Source organism: Uliginosibacterium silvisoli (assembly GCF_036017035.1).
GTDB classification, from domain to species: Bacteria; Pseudomonadota; Gammaproteobacteria; order Burkholderiales; family Rhodocyclaceae; genus Viridibacterium; species Viridibacterium silvisoli.
On record NZ_JAYXHS010000001.1, the window covers coordinates 877,582 to 892,816 of the forward strand.

General features: G+C 64.2%; 15 protein-coding genes. 8 read left to right on the forward strand and 7 right to left on the reverse strand.

Annotated elements, in window-relative coordinates; translation table 11 throughout:
• Positions 1–8 precede the first annotated feature (8 nt).
• The 3 genes from ccoN to VVD49_RS04040 form a co-directional block, all read right to left on the reverse strand.
• Entirely contained in the window at positions 9–1,448 is a 1,440-nt protein-coding gene (gene ccoN / locus VVD49_RS04030; protein WP_327597841.1) for a cytochrome-c oxidase, cbb3-type subunit I, read from the reverse strand.
• Positions 1,449–1,619: 171 nt separating this feature from the next.
• Positions 1,620–1,763 (reverse strand): cbb3-type cytochrome oxidase assembly protein CcoS, encoded by a 144-nt coding sequence (gene ccoS, locus VVD49_RS04035; RefSeq protein ID WP_327597842.1) that lies wholly within the window; start codon positions 1,761–1,763, stop codon positions 1,620–1,622.
• A 2-nt stretch (positions 1,764–1,765) separates the two neighbouring features.
• Positions 1,766–4,117 carry a heavy metal translocating P-type ATPase gene (locus VVD49_RS04040; RefSeq protein ID WP_327597843.1) on the reverse strand — a complete coding sequence of 784 codons (2,352 nt, stop codon included), beginning with the start codon at positions 4,115–4,117 and terminating at the stop codon, positions 1,766–1,768.
• Between the two features lie 268 nt (positions 4,118–4,385).
• Here VVD49_RS04040 and ubiU point away from each other — a divergent pair, with 268 nt between their 5' ends.
• From ubiU to ubiT, 3 genes are read left to right on the forward strand one after another with little or no spacing between them, the layout of a single operon-like run.
• Positions 4,386–5,420, forward strand: coding sequence for a ubiquinone anaerobic biosynthesis protein UbiU (ubiU, locus tag VVD49_RS04045; RefSeq protein ID WP_327597844.1), 1,035 nt, complete (start codon positions 4,386–4,388; stop codon positions 5,418–5,420).
• Positions 5,411–6,337: a U32 family peptidase gene (locus VVD49_RS04050; RefSeq protein ID WP_327597845.1), complete on the forward strand. Its 927-nt coding sequence runs from the start codon at positions 5,411–5,413 to the stop codon at positions 6,335–6,337. Before ubiU ends, VVD49_RS04050 begins: the two co-directional genes overlap by 10 nt.
• 5 nt (positions 6,338–6,342) lie before the next feature.
• Entirely contained in the window at positions 6,343–6,780 is a 438-nt protein-coding gene (gene ubiT, locus VVD49_RS04055; protein WP_327597846.1) for a ubiquinone anaerobic biosynthesis accessory factor UbiT, read from the forward strand.
• 120 nt (positions 6,781–6,900) lie between these two features.
• On the opposite strand, the gene VVD49_RS04060 is transcribed toward ubiT, so the two are convergent.
• Entirely contained in the window at positions 6,901–7,578 is a 678-nt protein-coding gene (locus VVD49_RS04060; RefSeq protein WP_327597847.1) for a Crp/Fnr family transcriptional regulator, read from the reverse strand.
• Between the two features lie 221 nt (positions 7,579–7,799).
• Positions 7,800–8,471, reverse strand: a complete 672-nt coding sequence (locus VVD49_RS04065) for a response regulator transcription factor (protein ID WP_327597848.1) — start codon at positions 8,469–8,471, stop codon at positions 7,800–7,802.
• A 141-nt stretch (positions 8,472–8,612) separates the two neighbouring features.
• Here VVD49_RS04065 and VVD49_RS04070 point away from each other — a divergent pair, with 141 nt between their 5' ends.
• Positions 8,613–9,683, forward strand: coding sequence for a PAS domain-containing sensor histidine kinase (locus VVD49_RS04070; RefSeq protein WP_327597849.1), 1,071 nt, complete (start codon positions 8,613–8,615; stop codon positions 9,681–9,683).
• A gap of 66 nt (positions 9,684–9,749) precedes the next feature.
• Here VVD49_RS04070 and VVD49_RS04075 read toward each other — a convergent pair whose 3' ends face one another.
• Positions 9,750–10,190 carry a universal stress protein gene (locus VVD49_RS04075; protein ID WP_327597850.1) on the reverse strand — a complete coding sequence of 147 codons (441 nt, stop codon included), beginning with the start codon at positions 10,188–10,190 and terminating at the stop codon, positions 9,750–9,752.
• A gap of 335 nt (positions 10,191–10,525) precedes the next feature.
• Here VVD49_RS04075 and VVD49_RS04080 point away from each other — a divergent pair, with 335 nt between their 5' ends.
• From VVD49_RS04080 to VVD49_RS04095, 4 genes are all read left to right on the forward strand, one after another.
• Positions 10,526–10,921, forward strand: coding sequence for a response regulator (locus VVD49_RS04080; RefSeq protein WP_327597851.1), 396 nt, complete (start codon positions 10,526–10,528; stop codon positions 10,919–10,921).
• 35 nt (positions 10,922–10,956) lie between these two features.
• Positions 10,957–11,721, forward strand: a complete 765-nt coding sequence (gene fnr / locus VVD49_RS04085; protein WP_327597852.1) for a fumarate/nitrate reduction transcriptional regulator Fnr — start codon at positions 10,957–10,959, stop codon at positions 11,719–11,721.
• A gap of 83 nt (positions 11,722–11,804) precedes the next feature.
• The gene (rquA, locus tag VVD49_RS04090; protein WP_327597853.1) at positions 11,805–12,551 is read left to right on the forward strand and encodes a rhodoquinone biosynthesis methyltransferase RquA; all 747 of its coding nucleotides are present in this window, start codon (positions 11,805–11,807) and stop codon (positions 12,549–12,551) included.
• Between the two features lie 274 nt (positions 12,552–12,825).
• Entirely contained in the window at positions 12,826–13,353 is a 528-nt protein-coding gene (locus VVD49_RS04095; protein WP_327597854.1) for a hypothetical protein, read from the forward strand.
• 100 nt (positions 13,354–13,453) lie between these two features.
• Here the strand turns inward: VVD49_RS04095 and VVD49_RS04100 are convergent, their stop codons facing one another.
• Complete coding sequence (locus tag VVD49_RS04100) at positions 13,454–14,869, reverse strand: alkaline phosphatase D family protein (protein WP_327597855.1); 1,416 nt, start codon at positions 14,867–14,869, stop codon at positions 13,454–13,456.
• Between the last annotated feature and the right edge of the window lie 366 nt (positions 14,870–15,235).

The following is a 15,235-nucleotide window of genomic DNA, read 5'->3' on the forward strand; positions in this document are numbered from 1 at the left end:
GTCGGTCCTCAGGCGTGCGCAAGTTTTTGGGGGGCTGGAATCGGCGCTTCGACTGCCTTGCCTGCGCGTGCAGTCATCCACACGTTCCACGCCATGACCAGCATGCCGAACAGGTACAGCGCACCGCCAAGCAGACGCACCACGTAGAAGGGGAAGGTGGCTTTCACGGACTCGACGAAGGTGTAGGTCAGCGTGCCGTCAGGATTCACCGCACGCCACATCAGGCCCTGCATGACGCCGGCGATCCACATGGCGGCGATGTAGAGCACGACGCCGATGGTGGAGATCCAGAAGTGCAGCTCGATGGCCTTGATGCTGTGCATCTTCTCGCGGCCGAACATGCGCGGGATCAGGTAGTAGAGACTGCCCATGGTGACGAAGCCGACCCAGCCGAGCGCACCGGAATGCACATGCCCCACCGTCCAGTCGGTGTAGTGCGACAGGGCGTTGACAGTCTTGATCGACATCATCGGGCCCTCGAAGGTCGCCATGCCGTAGAAGGACAGCGAGACGATGAGGAAGCGCAGGATCGGGTCGTCGCGCAGCTTGTGCCAGGCGCCCGAAATGGTCAGCACGCCGTTGAGCATGCCGCCCCACGAGGGCGCCAGCAGGATCAGCGAGAACACCATGCCGACCGATTGCGTCCAGTCCGGCAGTGCCGTGTAGTGCAGGTGGTGCGGGCCGGCCCACATGTAGGTGAAGATCAGCGCCCAGAAGTGGACGATGGAGAGGCGGTAGGAATACACCGGCCGCTCGGCCTGCTTGGGGATGAAGTAATACATCATGCCGAGGAAGCCGGCGGTAAGGAAAAAGCCCACCGCGTTGTGGCCGTACCACCACTGCACCATCGCGTCCTGCACGCCAGCGTAGGCCGAATACGAATGCCAGAACGATACCGGCATCGCCGCGCTATTCACGATGTGCAGCAGCGCCACGGCAAGGATGAAGGCACCGAAGAACCAGTTGGCGACGTAGATGTGCTTCACGCGGCGAATGCCGATGGTGCCGAAGAACACGACGGCATACGCCACCCAGACCAGCGCGATGAGGATGTCGATCGGCCACTCCAGCTCCGCGTATTCCTTGCCGCTGGTGTAGCCCAGCGGCAGGGTGATGGCCGCCAGCACGATCACCGCCTGCCAGCCCCAGAACACGAACTCCGCCAGCTTGCCCATGAACAGTCGCACCTGACAGGTACGCTGCACGACGTAGAAGGAAGTCGCCATCAGCGCACAGCCGCCGAAGGCGAAGATCACCGCATTGGTGTGCAGCGGCCTCAGCCGGCCGTACGACAGCCAGGAGATGCCCATGTTGATGTCGGGCCAGGTCAGCTCGGCGGCGATGATCACGCCGACCAGCATGCCGACCACACCCCACAGGATGGAGGCAATGGAGAACTGCCTGACGACGCGGTAGTTGAACTGCTCTGCGGTCACGGTATTTGTCATGTGTCAGCCTTGTGAAGCTTTGTCCGAAGCTTTTTCCAGATTCCCACGCAGTGTCGCAATGCATGGGGGTGAAGAAATTGATGCAGATCAAGCAAAGTGAAGCGTGCGGGAATTCATGCAACGCGTCATGGTCGCGGCCGGCTCGATACGCGCAGGCGCGCGCCGCACCATCTATCCGTCATCGTCATCGAGGATCGCGCGACCGGGTCGGTCGAGGTCTTCGAACTGTCCTTCCTTGAGCGCCCAGTAGAAGACGACGACGAAGGACAGCGCGAGGATCACCGACACGGGAATCAGCAGGAACAGGATGTCCATCGTCACGACTCCTTCGCAGTGAGGGGCACGGCAGGTCGGGCCAGGCGCAAGGCATTGAGCACCACCAGCAGCGAGCTGCTGGCCATGCCGAGCCCCGCGAGCCAGGGCGGCAGCAGGCCGAACAGTGCCAGCGGCACACAGATCAAGTTATAGCCCGCAGCCCAGAAAATATTCTGTTTGATTACGCGCCCCATGCGCCGTGCTTCAGCAATGGCGAGCGGCACATCAGCCAGACGGTTGGAGAGCAACACCAGGTCGGCGTCGGACTGGCTCAGCGGCGCACCGCTGCCCATGACGATGGAGACATCGGCGCGCGACAACACCGGCCCGTCATTGATGCCATCGCCGACCATCACGATGCACTGCGCAGGCACGCTGCCCGATTGCCAGGCGGTGACGACGGCCAGCTTGTCCTCCGGCGTCTGCGCGCCGCGCGCATCGTCGATGCCGGCCCAGGCCGCCACCGTACGCACGTTGATATCGCGGTCACCGGACAGGACGCTCACCTCGACCTGTTGCGCGCGCAGGGCCGCCACGCTGGCGCAGGCGTCGTCACGCAGATGTTCGTCGAAGCGCAGGACGGCAATCGGCCCGCGCTCATCGGCCAGCAGCACGGTGACGCCGCCGCGGGCATGTGTCGCACGATCGGCCCACTGTGGCCATGCAAAAGCTGCCGAGCCGAGCCGATAGACGTGCTCGCCCGAAACCGCCTCGACGCCCGCCCCGCGCACCTCGCGCACAGCCGTCAGGCCCGGAGCCTCGCACTCTGGCAATGCCACGCGCTGCAGGGCGCGCGCCACCGGATGCAGCGAGCCCGCATCCATCGCCATCGCCAGGGCCAGCACACGGTCACGGCCCATGCCTTCGCGCAGGCACTCCAGCGCGACCAGGGCCAACTGCTCGTGGGTCAGCGTGCCGGTCTTGTCGAACACCACGCGCCCGGCGCCTGCGAGTGCCTCCAGCGCTGCGGGGTGCGACACCAGCACGCCGCGCCGCGCCAGCAGGCCGCTGGTGGCCAGCACCGCCGCCGGCGTAGCCAGCGACAAGGCGCAGGGACAGGTCACGACCAGCACCGACACGGCAACCCATACGGCACGCGCGGGATCGACGAAGGACCAGGCAATGCCTGCCAGCGCTGCCAGCAGCAGCACGGCAATCAGAAAGCTGCTGGCATACCGGTCGGCCAGCGCCGCCAGGCGCGGCTTCTCGCTCGCAGCACGCGCCATCAACGCCACGATCTCGCCAAAGCGCGACTGGGCCCCCAGACGTTCGACACGCATCACCAGCGGCGCTTCGAGGTTGTAGCTGCCGGCCACGACGGCATCGCCGGCCTGTCTGGCAATCGGCCGGGCCTCGCCGGTCAGCAGCGCCTCGTCGACGGCCGAGCTGCCGGCCAGCACCACGCCATCGGCAGGAAAGGCCTGGCCAACGGCAACGCGCAGCACGTCGCCGACACGCAACTGGTGCAGCACCACGTGCTCGCCGGCATGCGCGGTCGGCCAGTCGTCGAAACGCTCGACGCTGTCGGGCAGGCGCGTGGTCAGGCTCTCGAGGCTGGACGCAGCCTTGCCGCGCGCCAGCGTCTCCAGATAGCGGCCGCCAAGCAGGAAGAACACGAACATGGTCAGCGAGTCGAAGTAGGCCTCGCCGCCGGGGTGCAGCAGCGATGCCGTGCTGGCCACGAAGGTGATGACGATGCCTAATGCCACAGGCACGTCCATGCCGACGCGGCGCGCCTGCAGGTCGCGCCAGGCACTGCTGAAAAAGGGTGTGGCGGCGAACAGCAGCACCGGCAAACTCATCACGCAACTCGCCCACTTGAGCAGGCGCTCCATGTCGGGCGTGAGGTCACCGGGCTCCGCAAAGTAGGCCGGTGCGGCATACATCATCACCTGCATCATGCAGAAGCCGGCCACGAAGAGGCGCCACAGGGCCTTGCGGCGCTCGTCGCGACGCGTCAGGTCGGTGCCGATCTGTTGTACCGGGAAGGGTCGGTAATCGAGCGCGGCGATATCGGCGAACAAGGTGGACAGGCGCACCTGCTGCGCATCCCAGACAAGACGCGCACGGCCTGCCGCCGCATTCACATCGACCGAGATCACGCCGGGCCGCGCCGCCAGACGACGCTCGATACCCTGCGCGCAGCTCGTGCAGGTCATGCCTTCGACCAGCAGCCAGGATTCGATCTGGTGCGGCGTGCCGGTAGGGCGGCTGAACTGCGCCTGTACCTCGGCCACATCGAGGGCGCGATAGTCCCCGGCCGGCGCCGCGCCAGGCGCACGCGGCGTCAGGGGCGCCCGGGAGGCATCGTCACGGCTCAGCAGAGGAGGGTCGAGAACGGTATCGGCTGGCACTGGCTGGCTGGATGACGTTGCGATGGTTTCAGTATTTATAGCAAGAGTCTGACGTGGGGATTACACGCAAACCACCCCAACGCACCTTACCGCGGGGCGCGGCGCGAGCTTTGATCTGCATCAAACCCGGGCGCGGTACTGCCGCTGTCGGGCAAACCGTCGTGGCGGGTGCGCCACACCCGGAATGCCCGGCCAGCCGCTGCAACAACGCGCCAGAGCTTGATCCCGGACAAGGCCGGGTGGCCACGACGGGCCTAGCGTCAACACCATGACAAGCCCTGCCACCCGCCCGCCCATCGAACTCGTCGCCCCTGCCGGCAGCCTTGCCGCGCTCAAGGCGGCCCTCAACGCCGGCGCCGACGCGGTCTACCTCGGTCTGCAGAATGCGACCAATGCGCGCAATTTCTCCGGCCTGAACTTCAGCGCCGGCGAACTCGCCAGCGGTGTCGCGCTGGCCCACGGCCTGGGCCGCAAGGTGCTGTTCGCGATCAACACCTTTCCGCAAGCCGGGCGCTCCTCGGACTGGCGCGCCGCCGTTGACGTCGCCCATGACAGCGGTGCCGACGCGGTGATCCTCGCCGACCCCGGCCTGCTCGCCTACGCCAGCCAGCGCTATCCCGATCTGCGCCTGCATCTGTCGGTACAGGCCTCGGCCACGCATGCCGATGCCATCGAATTCATGCGCGCGGAGTTCGGCATCCGCCGCGCGGTGCTACCCCGCGTGCTGACCCTGGCCGAGATCGAGAAGCTGATCCGCAAGACCAGCGTCGAGATCGAGGTCTTCGGTTTCGGCAGCCTGTGCGTGATGGCCGAAGGCCGTTGCCTGCTGTCGTCCTACGCGACCGGCGACTCGCCCAACAACAAGGGCGTGTGCTCGCCCGCCCACGCCGTACGCTGGTACAACGACGGCAACCAGCTCGAGGCGCGGCTCAGCGACATTCTCATCGACCGTTACGGGCCGACCGAACACGCCGCCTACCCTACGTTGTGCAAGGGGCGCTTCGAGGTCTCGAGCAATGGTGAGCACACCATGGACCACGCACTCGAGGAGCCCACCAGCCTCAACGCCCTGAGCCTGCTGCCACGGCTGCACGAGATGGGCGTCGCCGCCCTCAAGATCGAGGGCCGCCAGCGCAGCCCGGCCTACGTCGGCCAGGTCACCGCCACGCTGCGTACCGCACTCGACAGCCTGCAGGCCGACCCGGCGCGCTTCTCGGCGCGCCCCGAATGGCAGGCCGCGCTGGCACGCCACGCCGAAGGCTCGCAAGTCACCCAGGGAGCATTCGACCGACCATGGAAATGACGACGCCACACGACACCCGCAAGTCATACCCGACCTGCGCCTACCGCATCTCGGTGGGGCCGCTGCTGTACTACTGGTCACGCCAGGAGACCTTCGACTTCTACCTGCAACTGGCCAGCTCGCCAGCCGACATCGTCTATCTCGGCGAGACCGTATGCAGCCGGCGTCACGAACTGCGCAGCACCGACTGGCTCGACCTCGCTGCAATGCTGCGCGAAGCCGGCAAGGAAGTCGTGTTATCGACGCGCACCCTCATCGAAACCGGGGCCGAGGCCAGCGCCATGCGCCTGCTCTGCGAGCAGGACGGTTACGCCGTCGAAGCGGGCGAGACCGGCGCGGTTGCTGCGCGCAAGGGTCAGCCCTTCGTGGCCGGACCGCACCTCAACGCCTACAACGGTGACACGCTGCGCTGGCTGCAGGGCTGCGGCGCCACCCGCGCGGTGGTGCCGCTCGAAATCAGCCGTGCCGTCCTCAACCAGTTGATGGCCGAGACCCCACCCGGACTCGAGATCGAAGCCATGGTCTGGGGCCGCATGCCATTGGCGTTCTCGGCGCGCTGCTTCACGGCGCGCCACTTCCGCCTCAACAAGGACGATTGCCAGTTCCGCTGCCTCGAGTTTCCAGACGGTCTTGATCTGCGTACGCGCGAGTCACAGGCCTTCCTCGCCATCAATGGCGTGCAGACGCAATCAGCCGCCTGTCTCGACCTGCTCGATCAGGCACCCGCACTGGCGCAACTGGGCGTAGACGTCCTGCGTGTCAGCCCGCAATCGCAAGGCACGTTCGCAGCCATCACGGCACTCGATGCACTGCGTGCCAGCCAGCCCGCCGAACGCGTCGCGCCACCCGCCGGCATCGGCCGCTGCAACGGCTACTGGCATGGCGACGCCGGCATCAAGCAACTGGGAGTCATCTGAGCCTCATGCCCCCTCGCCCGCCAGACAGCACAGACCTGCTGCGTCCCCTCGCCAGCCTTGGACGTCACCTGCCCGCCGGTTTCGTCTCCGCGCATCTGGTGGCCGCACTCGAATTCGCCCGGCATATGCAGTGGTTGCAGCCGCCTCCCCAACTCGACGGGCGCAGCTTCGGCATCAGCATCGAAGACCTTGGCCTGCGCTGCTGCTTCAGCTGCCGTCAAGGTCGCTTCCGTCCGCAATGGCACGCCAGCAACACACAGAGCATGGACCTCGAGATCGGCGCGCGCCTCGCCGACTTCGCCAGCCTGGCGCGCGGCACGATGGATGCCGACACCCTGTTCTTCCAGCGCCGGCTGAAGATCTCCGGCGACACCGACCTCGGCCTCATCGTGAAGAACTGGCTCGACGCCACTGAACGCCCGGCGTGGCTCAGCGGCGCGTAGGCTGGAAAAGCGCAGCGCCTTCGGGCATCTTCATGGTCGGCCAGGCTCGGGCATACGGGTACGGCCGAAATGTCGGAAGGCGCTGCGCTTTTCCGACCTGCATGCCTGTGGGGCAGCCCTTCAACTCGCGACCTGCTGCAGGCGCAAGGCCTCCGGCTGATGGATCGTCACCATGCGGCCGTGCACCGAGATCAGGCCGGCGCTCGACAACTGGTGCAACAGGCGTGACAGGGTCTCCGGCGAGAGCCCGAGTTTCGATGCCACGATGCCTTTGGAATAGGGAAAGCGCGTGCATGCGCCATCGCGTGGCTGCCGTAGCAGGAAGCAGGCAAGACGCTGCGAGGCGCTCTGCAGATTGACCGCCTCGATGTCCTCCACCAGCGCATCCATGCGCCGTGCCAGGTTCATCAGCATGTAGCGCGACAACACCGGATCGCGCTCCAGCGCGGCATAGATGTCGTCACGCGCAATGCATACCAGTACGCTGTCCTCCAGCGCCTGCGCATCGACCATATAGGGGCGCTCGAGGAACATGCCGGACTCACCGAAGAGCTGGCCCGGCCCGAAGAACTCCAGCACCTTCTCGTTGCCACCCGGCGAAGGTATGGAGAGCTTGATGTGGCCGCTGGCCACCACGTACAAGCCCCCCGCCGTATCGCCACGACGGAACACGAAGCGATGCTTGGCCACCTGCAGCTCACGCCCCGTCTGTGCGATCCGCACGCGGCGCGCGACATTGAGGTCGCCAAAGATCGGTGTGTGTGCCAGCAAGGCGTCGACATTCAGTTTGCAAGTCATGCTGTCCCCTCCTGCAAGAGCCCGGACCTTGCTCCGCACGCAAGTCATGGACGTGCTGCGCCGCCGGGCGTTGGTCTGTCGCCTCGCGCCCACGAGAGTGAGCATGCGCGGCAGTTTTCGCCAACTGATCTTGCACTACTGGCCCTGCAAGGATCTGAGCCAGATCAAGGCGCAGCGATTCTCGCGAGGGTTTCTGCGTGACCGGAAAAAGGGGAAGCGACTCAGTCTTCGCTGGCGCTGCGCTCGCCTGCAATACCATGCTCGACCGCGTAGCGCACCAGCTGCGCCAGCGACTGCATGTTCATCTTCTGCAGGATGCGCGCCTTGTGTGTACTGACGGTCTTGGCAGAAAGGTTCAGCTGTTCGGCGATGTCGGTCACCGAGATGCCTTCGACCATCATGCGGAAGACCTCGAACTCGCGGTCGGACAAGGCCTTGTGCGACAGCTCCTTGTTGCTGCCGGGCATTGCGTTCATGGCGAGCTGTTCGGCCACCTCGGGGCTGATGAAGAGACGCCCGCCGGCGACGCGGCGAATGGCGTTGAGCAGCTCGGTGCCAGCGCTCTCCTTGGTGAGATAACCCGAGGCACCCGCCTGGATGGAGCGCACGGCGTACTGGTCTTCCTGGTGCATGGTGAGCACCAGCACCGGCAGCTTGGGGAACTCTTCCTTGATCTGCTTGATCAGGGGCACGCCGCTCTTGCCCGGCATGGACAGGTCGAGCAGCACCAGGTCGAGCTCGCCTTTGCGCACGTGGGCAATGACTTCCTGGCCATTGGTGGCCTCGGCCGCCACCAGCATGTCGGGCGCGCCCTCGATGATGCGACGCAGGCCTTCGCGCATGAGGGTGTGGTCGTCGGCAACGAGAATGCGGGCGGGTTTGATGTCGGTCATGGCGAACTGTCGGAAGGGCAGTCCCGACTATAGCGAAGCGCGACGCTGACGGGCAATCGGCAGCGCCGCCTATAATCGTGCACCTGCAAGTGTTTTCGACTCTCCCAATGCTCGTTGCCCATCCCTCTCGCTGGAGTCTTCGTGGATAAATTCGACCAACAGAAACTGAATCTGCTGGTATCCGGTGTGCTGGAGTCGGCCATGGATGCCATCGTGGCGGTCGACGCGCGCCAGCGCATCGTGATCTACAACAAGGCGGCCGAACTGGTGTTCCTGCACCCACGCGAGAGCGCCATGGGGCAACCCCTCGACCTGCTGATCCCGCGCCGCTTCCACGCCACGCATTCAGGGCATGTCGAACGCTTCGGCAAGACCGGTGCGACGACGCGTCGCATGGGCGGCCCGATGGTGCTGTACGGACTGCGCGCCAATGGCGAGGAGTTTCCGGTGGAGGCGTCGATTGCCCATTCCGGCGAAGGCGAGGAAAAGCTCTACACGGTGATCCTGCGCGACGTGACCGAGCGCGTGCACGCCGAGGCTGCGCTGCGCCAGTCGAAGGAAGAGCTGCGCGAGCTGGCTGCACTGGCACAGTCGGTGCGCGAGCAGGAGAAGAGCCGCATCGCACGCGAGCTGCATGACGAGCTGGGGCAATCGCTGACCGCGCTGAAGATGGATGTGATTGCGCTACGCCACGAGGTGCCGGCCGAAAGCCATCACATGGCCGAGCGCATCGCGCGCATCGAGTCCATGCTCAACCAGACGGTAGCCGCCACGCGCCGCATCTCGGCCGACCTGCGCCCGCTGATGCTCGACGACCTGGGCCTGGCGGCCGCGGTCGAATGGGTGATCCAGGAGTTCACCCAGCGCTCTTCCGCCGAGTGTGACGTTGTCATTCAGGGCGAACTCGATCTCGAGGACCCCTATGCCACGGCCGTGTTCCGCGTGCTGCAGGAATCGCTGACGAATATCGCCAAGCACGCCAACGCCAGCCGCGTCGACGTACTGATAGAACGCGGTGCCGACAAGGTGCACTTGCGCGTGCAGGACAACGGCAGCGGCTTCTCGCTGGAGAGCCCGCGCAAGCGCAACTCGCACGGCCTGCTCGGCGTGCGCGAACGCGCCTACCTGCTCGGCGGCCAGTCGCAGATCAGTAGCACACCCGGCCTCGGCACCATCGTCGAGCTGTGGTTGCCGCTGGGCGAAGAAGCGTAGGGCGGAACTCCTGCGGAGGTTCCGCCAGCCGCCCTCAGGCGGCTTGATGCAGCGTACTCATCCGCTCTACCTGCAGACCAGCACCGGCACCTTGCAGTGCGCGAGCACCTTGTGCGTCTGCGAGCCGATCAGCAAGCCGGCGATGCCACCCCGCCCATGCGAGGCCATGAAGATCAGGTCGCAGGCTTCGGAACGCGCCGTCGAGATGATGACCTCCCAGGGAGCATCGCTCGTCGCGGTGACGTACTTGCAGTTCACGCCGGAGCCGGCGATCACGGACTTGGCGCTTTCGAACACGGCATTGGTCGCTGCGGCCGTCGCACGCAGAAATTCCTCCCTGAACGGCCCCATGGTGAAGGCCTCTCCACCCATGGGCTTGGGGCATTCGGCCTGTACGTAGAGCACGGTGATGCGCGCATCGAGCGTGCGTGCCAGTTGCACGGCCTGGGTGACGGCGCCCTGCGACAGATCGGATCCGTCAGTGGGGACAAGTAGATGTTTGTACATGATGAGCTCCTTGAAAGCGGAAAATGTTGTTCACGCCTTCAAGGTAGGCCGTAGTGGCCGCACGCCCTTGACGTGGATCAACAGGCCGCGCGCCGGGAGCAATGCAGTCCGGGTAAGCATGGCTTCCCGGAGCTCGTCAGCCAGGCGAAAGACGGGATGGCGATGGCTGCTGGTGCAGTGCGCCCACCGACGCTGCATGGCTGGGCACGGGGCCGGCGTGTAGGGCAATTCCTACCCCCTGCCCGACAATCTCCCATCTCGAATCAGCCTTTCCCGACGCTGCATTCCAGCCGTCCCTGATGGTGGGTGGAGCCGCTGCAGACCAAACTGCAGCCATGAACTCAAGTAGCCCAACCCGCAGCGCAAGCACCAGCGTCTTCATCGTCGAAGACTCGCCGGCCATCCGTGCCCGGCTGGTGGAATTGCTCAACAGCATCGACGACGTACATGTCGTCGGCGAGGCTGATACGCCCGCCACTGCGGTCCAGGGCATCTTCGAGACGCAGCCTGACTGCGTCGTGCTGGACATCCAGCTGATCGGCGGCAGCGGCATCGAGGTGCTGCGTGCGGTCAATCCACAGGCTCCGGGAATCGAATTCATCGTACTCACCAATCACGCTACGCCCCAGTACCGCCGCTTCTACATGGATGCAGGTGCGCGCTGGTTTTTCGACAAGACGGAAGAGTTCGAGCGCATCAGGGAAGCGCTCCCACTGCACCGTCCTCACTGACCATCAACATGACCCGAGCCAACGAGGAACACATCATGCAAGTCACCATCGACGTCACCCGCCACACCGACGCATCGTGCGCCTCACGGGATCTCGCAGTGCGCTGTACCAACTGCAATCTGCGCGAACTCTGCCTGCCGCAAGGCATGGCTCAGGACGAGGTACAGAAGATCAATGGCCTGGTCACGACACGCCGCCGCGTCAAGAAAGGCGAGAGCCTGCAGCATGCCGGCGAGCCGTTCAAATCGCTCTACGCTGTACGAAGTGGTTCGTTCAAGACCTGCATCGCCACCGAAGACGGCCGCGACCAGGTGACGGGCTTCAAGATGTCGGGCGAGATCATCGGTCTCGACGGTATCGGCACCAACAGCCACATCATCGATGTGATCGCGCTGGAAGACAGCGAGGTGTGTGCCATCCCCTTCTCGCGCCTAGAAGAAGTCTCACGCGAGATCGCCGGACTGCAGAAACAGTTCCACCGCATCATGAGCCGCGAAATCGTCGGCGAACAGGGTGTGATGGTCTTGCTCGGCAGCATGCGCGCCGAAGAACGCGTCGCAACTTTCCTCGTCAATCTGTCGCGCCGCTTCCGCGCACGTGGCTACTCGGCAACCGAATTCCACCTGCGCATGACGCGCGAGGAAATCGGCAGCTACCTCGGGCTCAAGCTCGAGACCGTCAGCCGTGTCATGTCGCGCTTCCATGACGTCGGCCTGATCAAGATCAACCAGAAACACGTCCTGATCCTCAACCCTGAAGGCCTGCAGGAAGCAGCCTCTCCATCAACCGCCGGGCACTGAGCAGCGCCCCGCCGCCGCGCACGGTGTCACCCCTTTGCGCACTCCATAGACTACAGGCGGATGTTTGATGCATCCGGAATGCAATGACCGATACAACTTACGAAGGTACCTGCAAGACCACGAAGACAAGCAAGCCACCCCTGCCCGCCTACATGACCGAGGTCTATGACTGGGCCTACGTCAACCCGCGCTGGGTGCGCTGGCTCGACCGCAACATCGTCGTCAAGACACTGCTGTTCGGCAACGACCAGCGCCTGATCCGCGCCTACCTGTCGCGCATCCAGCCCGGCATGCGTGTCTGGCAACTGGCACACGTATACGGCGATCTGGTGCGCCGCGCCGCTGAATGTGTCGGCCCTGCCGGCGAGTTCACGCTGACTGACGTCACACCGATCCAGATCGCGCACGGCCACGCCAAGTTGCGCAATATGGACTGGGCACACACCCACCACGCCGATGCCGGCCTCTACCGTGTCGACAAGGATTACGACCTGATCTGCAGCTTCTTCCTGTTGCATGAGGTGCCGGACGACTGCAAGCATCGCATCATCGACAATATGCTCAACCAGCTGCCGGAGAATGGTGAAGCGCTGTTCATCGACTATCACCGCCCTGCGCTGTGGCAACCGATACGCTACATCCTGAGCTGGGTGAACCACGCCCTCGAGCCTTTCGCGAACGCCCTGTGGAAACGCGAAATCTCCAGCTTCGCCAGCCACCCGGAACGCTTCACCTGGCGCAAGCAAACCATCTTCGGCGGCGTCTACCAGATCGTCAGCGTGCGCCACGCGCTGAGCAAGCCCGACCCGGACGCAGACTCCGGTCTTTGATGGAAGGGGAGCGAAAGCTCCCCTTGTTCCGTCATGCCCGCGAAGGCGCGCGCCTGCTGATGTCGAATCGACATCGGCATGCGCACCATCGTTCTCTCCTGATACACCCTTTCAGGCAGCAATACCTTTTTGTGCAGGCCGACGTCTATGTTGGTTAAAGGTAATCGAGCACCCGCTCATCGCTGTTCCGGTCGACACAGGTGGTACGCGTGGCAAGCGCTTCAATTGCAGCGTGTGTCCAGCACCGCCCTCTTCACCCATCGAGAGAATGCACATGACGCAACCTGGCAATGCCGCGGCGGACTCTGCCGCCTCCTGGCTTCTATCCCTCAGGGCCCACAATGTCCTGGTCACGCAGCGGATCAACCGGTACATCGAAGCCGCATTCCAGAGCGCCATTCGTGCGAAAGGAAGCCCGACCGTCGTGGATGTACTGGAGACCGCACAGGATCTGGCGGAGAAGGCCCGCACAGGCCCTCATGACGAGATCGGCCGCGATGCCGAGTACTACCTGAAATCCCGCTGGCAGGTTGCAAAACGGGAAAGCCTGGAGGCCAAGAACATCGTCGCCTTCGGCGGCACAGGATTGAACGTCATCTATAGCGGCCTGAAAGTGGCCGCCATTGGTCTGGGCTTCGAAGAAGCGATGCGGACCGACGCCGACATACCCGTCAGCCCACCTGGAGGCATCATCTGGGGCAGCTTCGGATGTGATGATGGCATTCGCGACGAAGGCATGCTGCAGGGCATGCCGAAACTCGTCACCGCGACCGGCTACTCTGGCGAACGATTCGCGCGCTAGGTCATGCGATCTTGCCCCCGCGCAACGGGGGAGATGGCACGGGCCCGATCGTGGCGACCAACCCTCTCGTTGAAGTGGCCCGCCACGCGAACACCGCGTATCAGAACGCCAGCTTGACCGCCTTGCCCAGCGACTCGCCCTTGCGACCGAAGTAGTTCACCGTCACCCCGTCCGGCGCAATATCGAGACGCGCGAAGTTGTCGGTGGAATACATCTGCGAGGCCTTGCCGATCACGTACTGATTCACTGCCGTGGCTGGCACGGTCAAGGCCCCCTTCAGCACGAAGTCGCTTTGCTCCATGTGCGGATAGGGCCAGAAGAAGGAAGAGGAGATGATGCTGAAGACCTTGAAGTCCGGGTCGCTCGGCGAGGTCAGCTGCGCGGTGAACGAGCAATGCACATCGCCTGACACGAAGCTCACCTTGCGGATCTTGTTCTTGAGTATGTGATCGAGGATCTGCGTGCGCTCCGGCAGGTAAGCGCCCCATTTGTCGTCAGCATCGCTGGTCAGGTCCGGGATGAAGGGCACCGACGACACCACCATCTTGGCGCGCCCCGAGCCGTCCGACAGCCAGGCGAGCAACGCGGCCATCTGTCCTTTCTTGATCATCTGGCGCTGCGCCGGGTCGGTGTTCCAGATGCGCTCGGTACGCACATCCATCACGAACCAGTCGGCACAGCCATCGGAGAAGTTGTACCAGAAGCGCGTCGGCGTGCCCGTGATCCAGCCCGAGCTGTCCATCTCGAATACCGGACTATGGCTGGCCTGATACACCTGGTACGCGTGAATGGCATGCGGATAGGTCGTCGTCATGTCCTTGGTGGTTGCCTTGTTCGGCCAGTTGTCCTCGATCTCGTGATCGTCGAGGATCATGTAGGTCGGCACGCGACTCATCAGGCGACTGACGTGCTCCTGCGAGAACACGGTCTGGTAACGCGCGAGGAACTTGTCGAGCGTCTCGTCCGGCGCGACGAAGTTCAGGTCGTCGGCATAGATCTGGTCACCTATCATCAGCACCGCGCTGATGGGGTTCTGCTCATGCTGGCGCAGGATGGAATCAAAGGTCTTGTCGCCGCGGTCATCGAAGATCAGCCCGCCGAACAGGCGCAGCAGATAGCGACAGGAGCCTACGGCGTAAGAGCGCGTGGCCGACACCTTGTCCGTCGCCGTGCGGAAGGAGTAGGTCTCGAGCGCGTCCCAGTCGAACTGCGGCATCGCCCGCGCTGAATCCAGATCGGCATCCGCGAGGAACCAACCTACCTTGTATTCGTACTCCTTGTCGGGCTTGAGCCCGGTCAGCGGGTACACGCCGGTCATGTCGAAGTTCGGCGACAGCTTGCCCACCTTCACCTGCTTCGTCGAAGCCGGCTTCCCCTTCTCGCCCCACTGCACGGCGCCAAAGCAACGTCGATAGCCGCCTACGACTGCCTCGAACTGACCACGAAACCACACGCGCGCATCGCTGGACGTCGTGTAACCCACGATGGGGCCGACAGTTGGTTTTGACAGTTTCATGGGCTTGTCTCCGGGATTGTGGATGTGCCACGGACAGGGTGGCAGACGTGGGTGCTCCGACTATAGGAGAGAAGGTCAGAGGGAGATATGTCCTTGTGGGCAGAAAGGTCGTGACTGCCATGGCGGCGAAGCCCGGCGGCAGCAGCAGAGCGGCGGGGCAAGCACCGTTTCCGGACGTGAAACGCGGGCTGTCCGGCGGCATGGCAAGGGACGCGCGAGAGACGATTGGTAACGTATGCAAAGACTTGACGCTGCGTTACAGCGGTAGAATCACGGCCGATGCAATCCGTTTCGTGCTGCAGACGAGAGGCCGTACACTGCACACCTGCCCATCGAATTCGTTGCGCGCCGGTTTTACGCGCGCAA

Bases quoted from the DNA above. Each gene is read 5' to 3' on its own strand.
- VVD49_RS04065 (WP_327597848.1), bottom strand. From the start codon at position 8,471: ATGACCGACATCAAACCCGCCCGCATTCTCGTTGCCGACGACCACACC.
- fnr (WP_327597852.1), top strand. From the start codon at position 10,957: ATGCAAGTCACCATCGACGTCACCCGCCACACCGACGCATCGTGCGCC.
- VVD49_RS04080 (WP_327597851.1), top strand. From the start codon at position 10,526: ATGAACTCAAGTAGCCCAACCCGCAGCGCAAGCACCAGCGTCTTCATC.
- VVD49_RS04075 (WP_327597850.1), bottom strand. From the start codon at position 10,190: ATGTACAAACATCTACTTGTCCCCACTGACGGATCCGATCTGTCGCAG.
- VVD49_RS04060 (WP_327597847.1), bottom strand. From the start codon at position 7,578: ATGACTTGCAAACTGAATGTCGACGCCTTGCTGGCACACACACCGATC.
- ubiT (WP_327597846.1), top strand. From the start codon at position 6,343: ATGCCCCCTCGCCCGCCAGACAGCACAGACCTGCTGCGTCCCCTCGCC.
- VVD49_RS04050 (WP_327597845.1), top strand. From the start codon at position 5,411: ATGGAAATGACGACGCCACACGACACCCGCAAGTCATACCCGACCTGC.
- ccoS (WP_327597842.1), bottom strand. From the start codon at position 1,763: ATGGACATCCTGTTCCTGCTGATTCCCGTGTCGGTGATCCTCGCGCTG.
- VVD49_RS04100 (WP_327597855.1), bottom strand. From the start codon at position 14,869: ATGAAACTGTCAAAACCAACTGTCGGCCCCATCGTGGGTTACACGACG.
- ccoN (WP_327597841.1), bottom strand. From the start codon at position 1,448: ATGACAAATACCGTGACCGCAGAGCAGTTCAACTACCGCGTCGTCAGG.
- VVD49_RS04095 (WP_327597854.1), top strand. From the start codon at position 12,826: ATGACGCAACCTGGCAATGCCGCGGCGGACTCTGCCGCCTCCTGGCTT.
- rquA (WP_327597853.1), top strand. From the start codon at position 11,805: ATGACCGATACAACTTACGAAGGTACCTGCAAGACCACGAAGACAAGC.
- ubiU (WP_327597844.1), top strand. From the start codon at position 4,386: ATGACAAGCCCTGCCACCCGCCCGCCCATCGAACTCGTCGCCCCTGCC.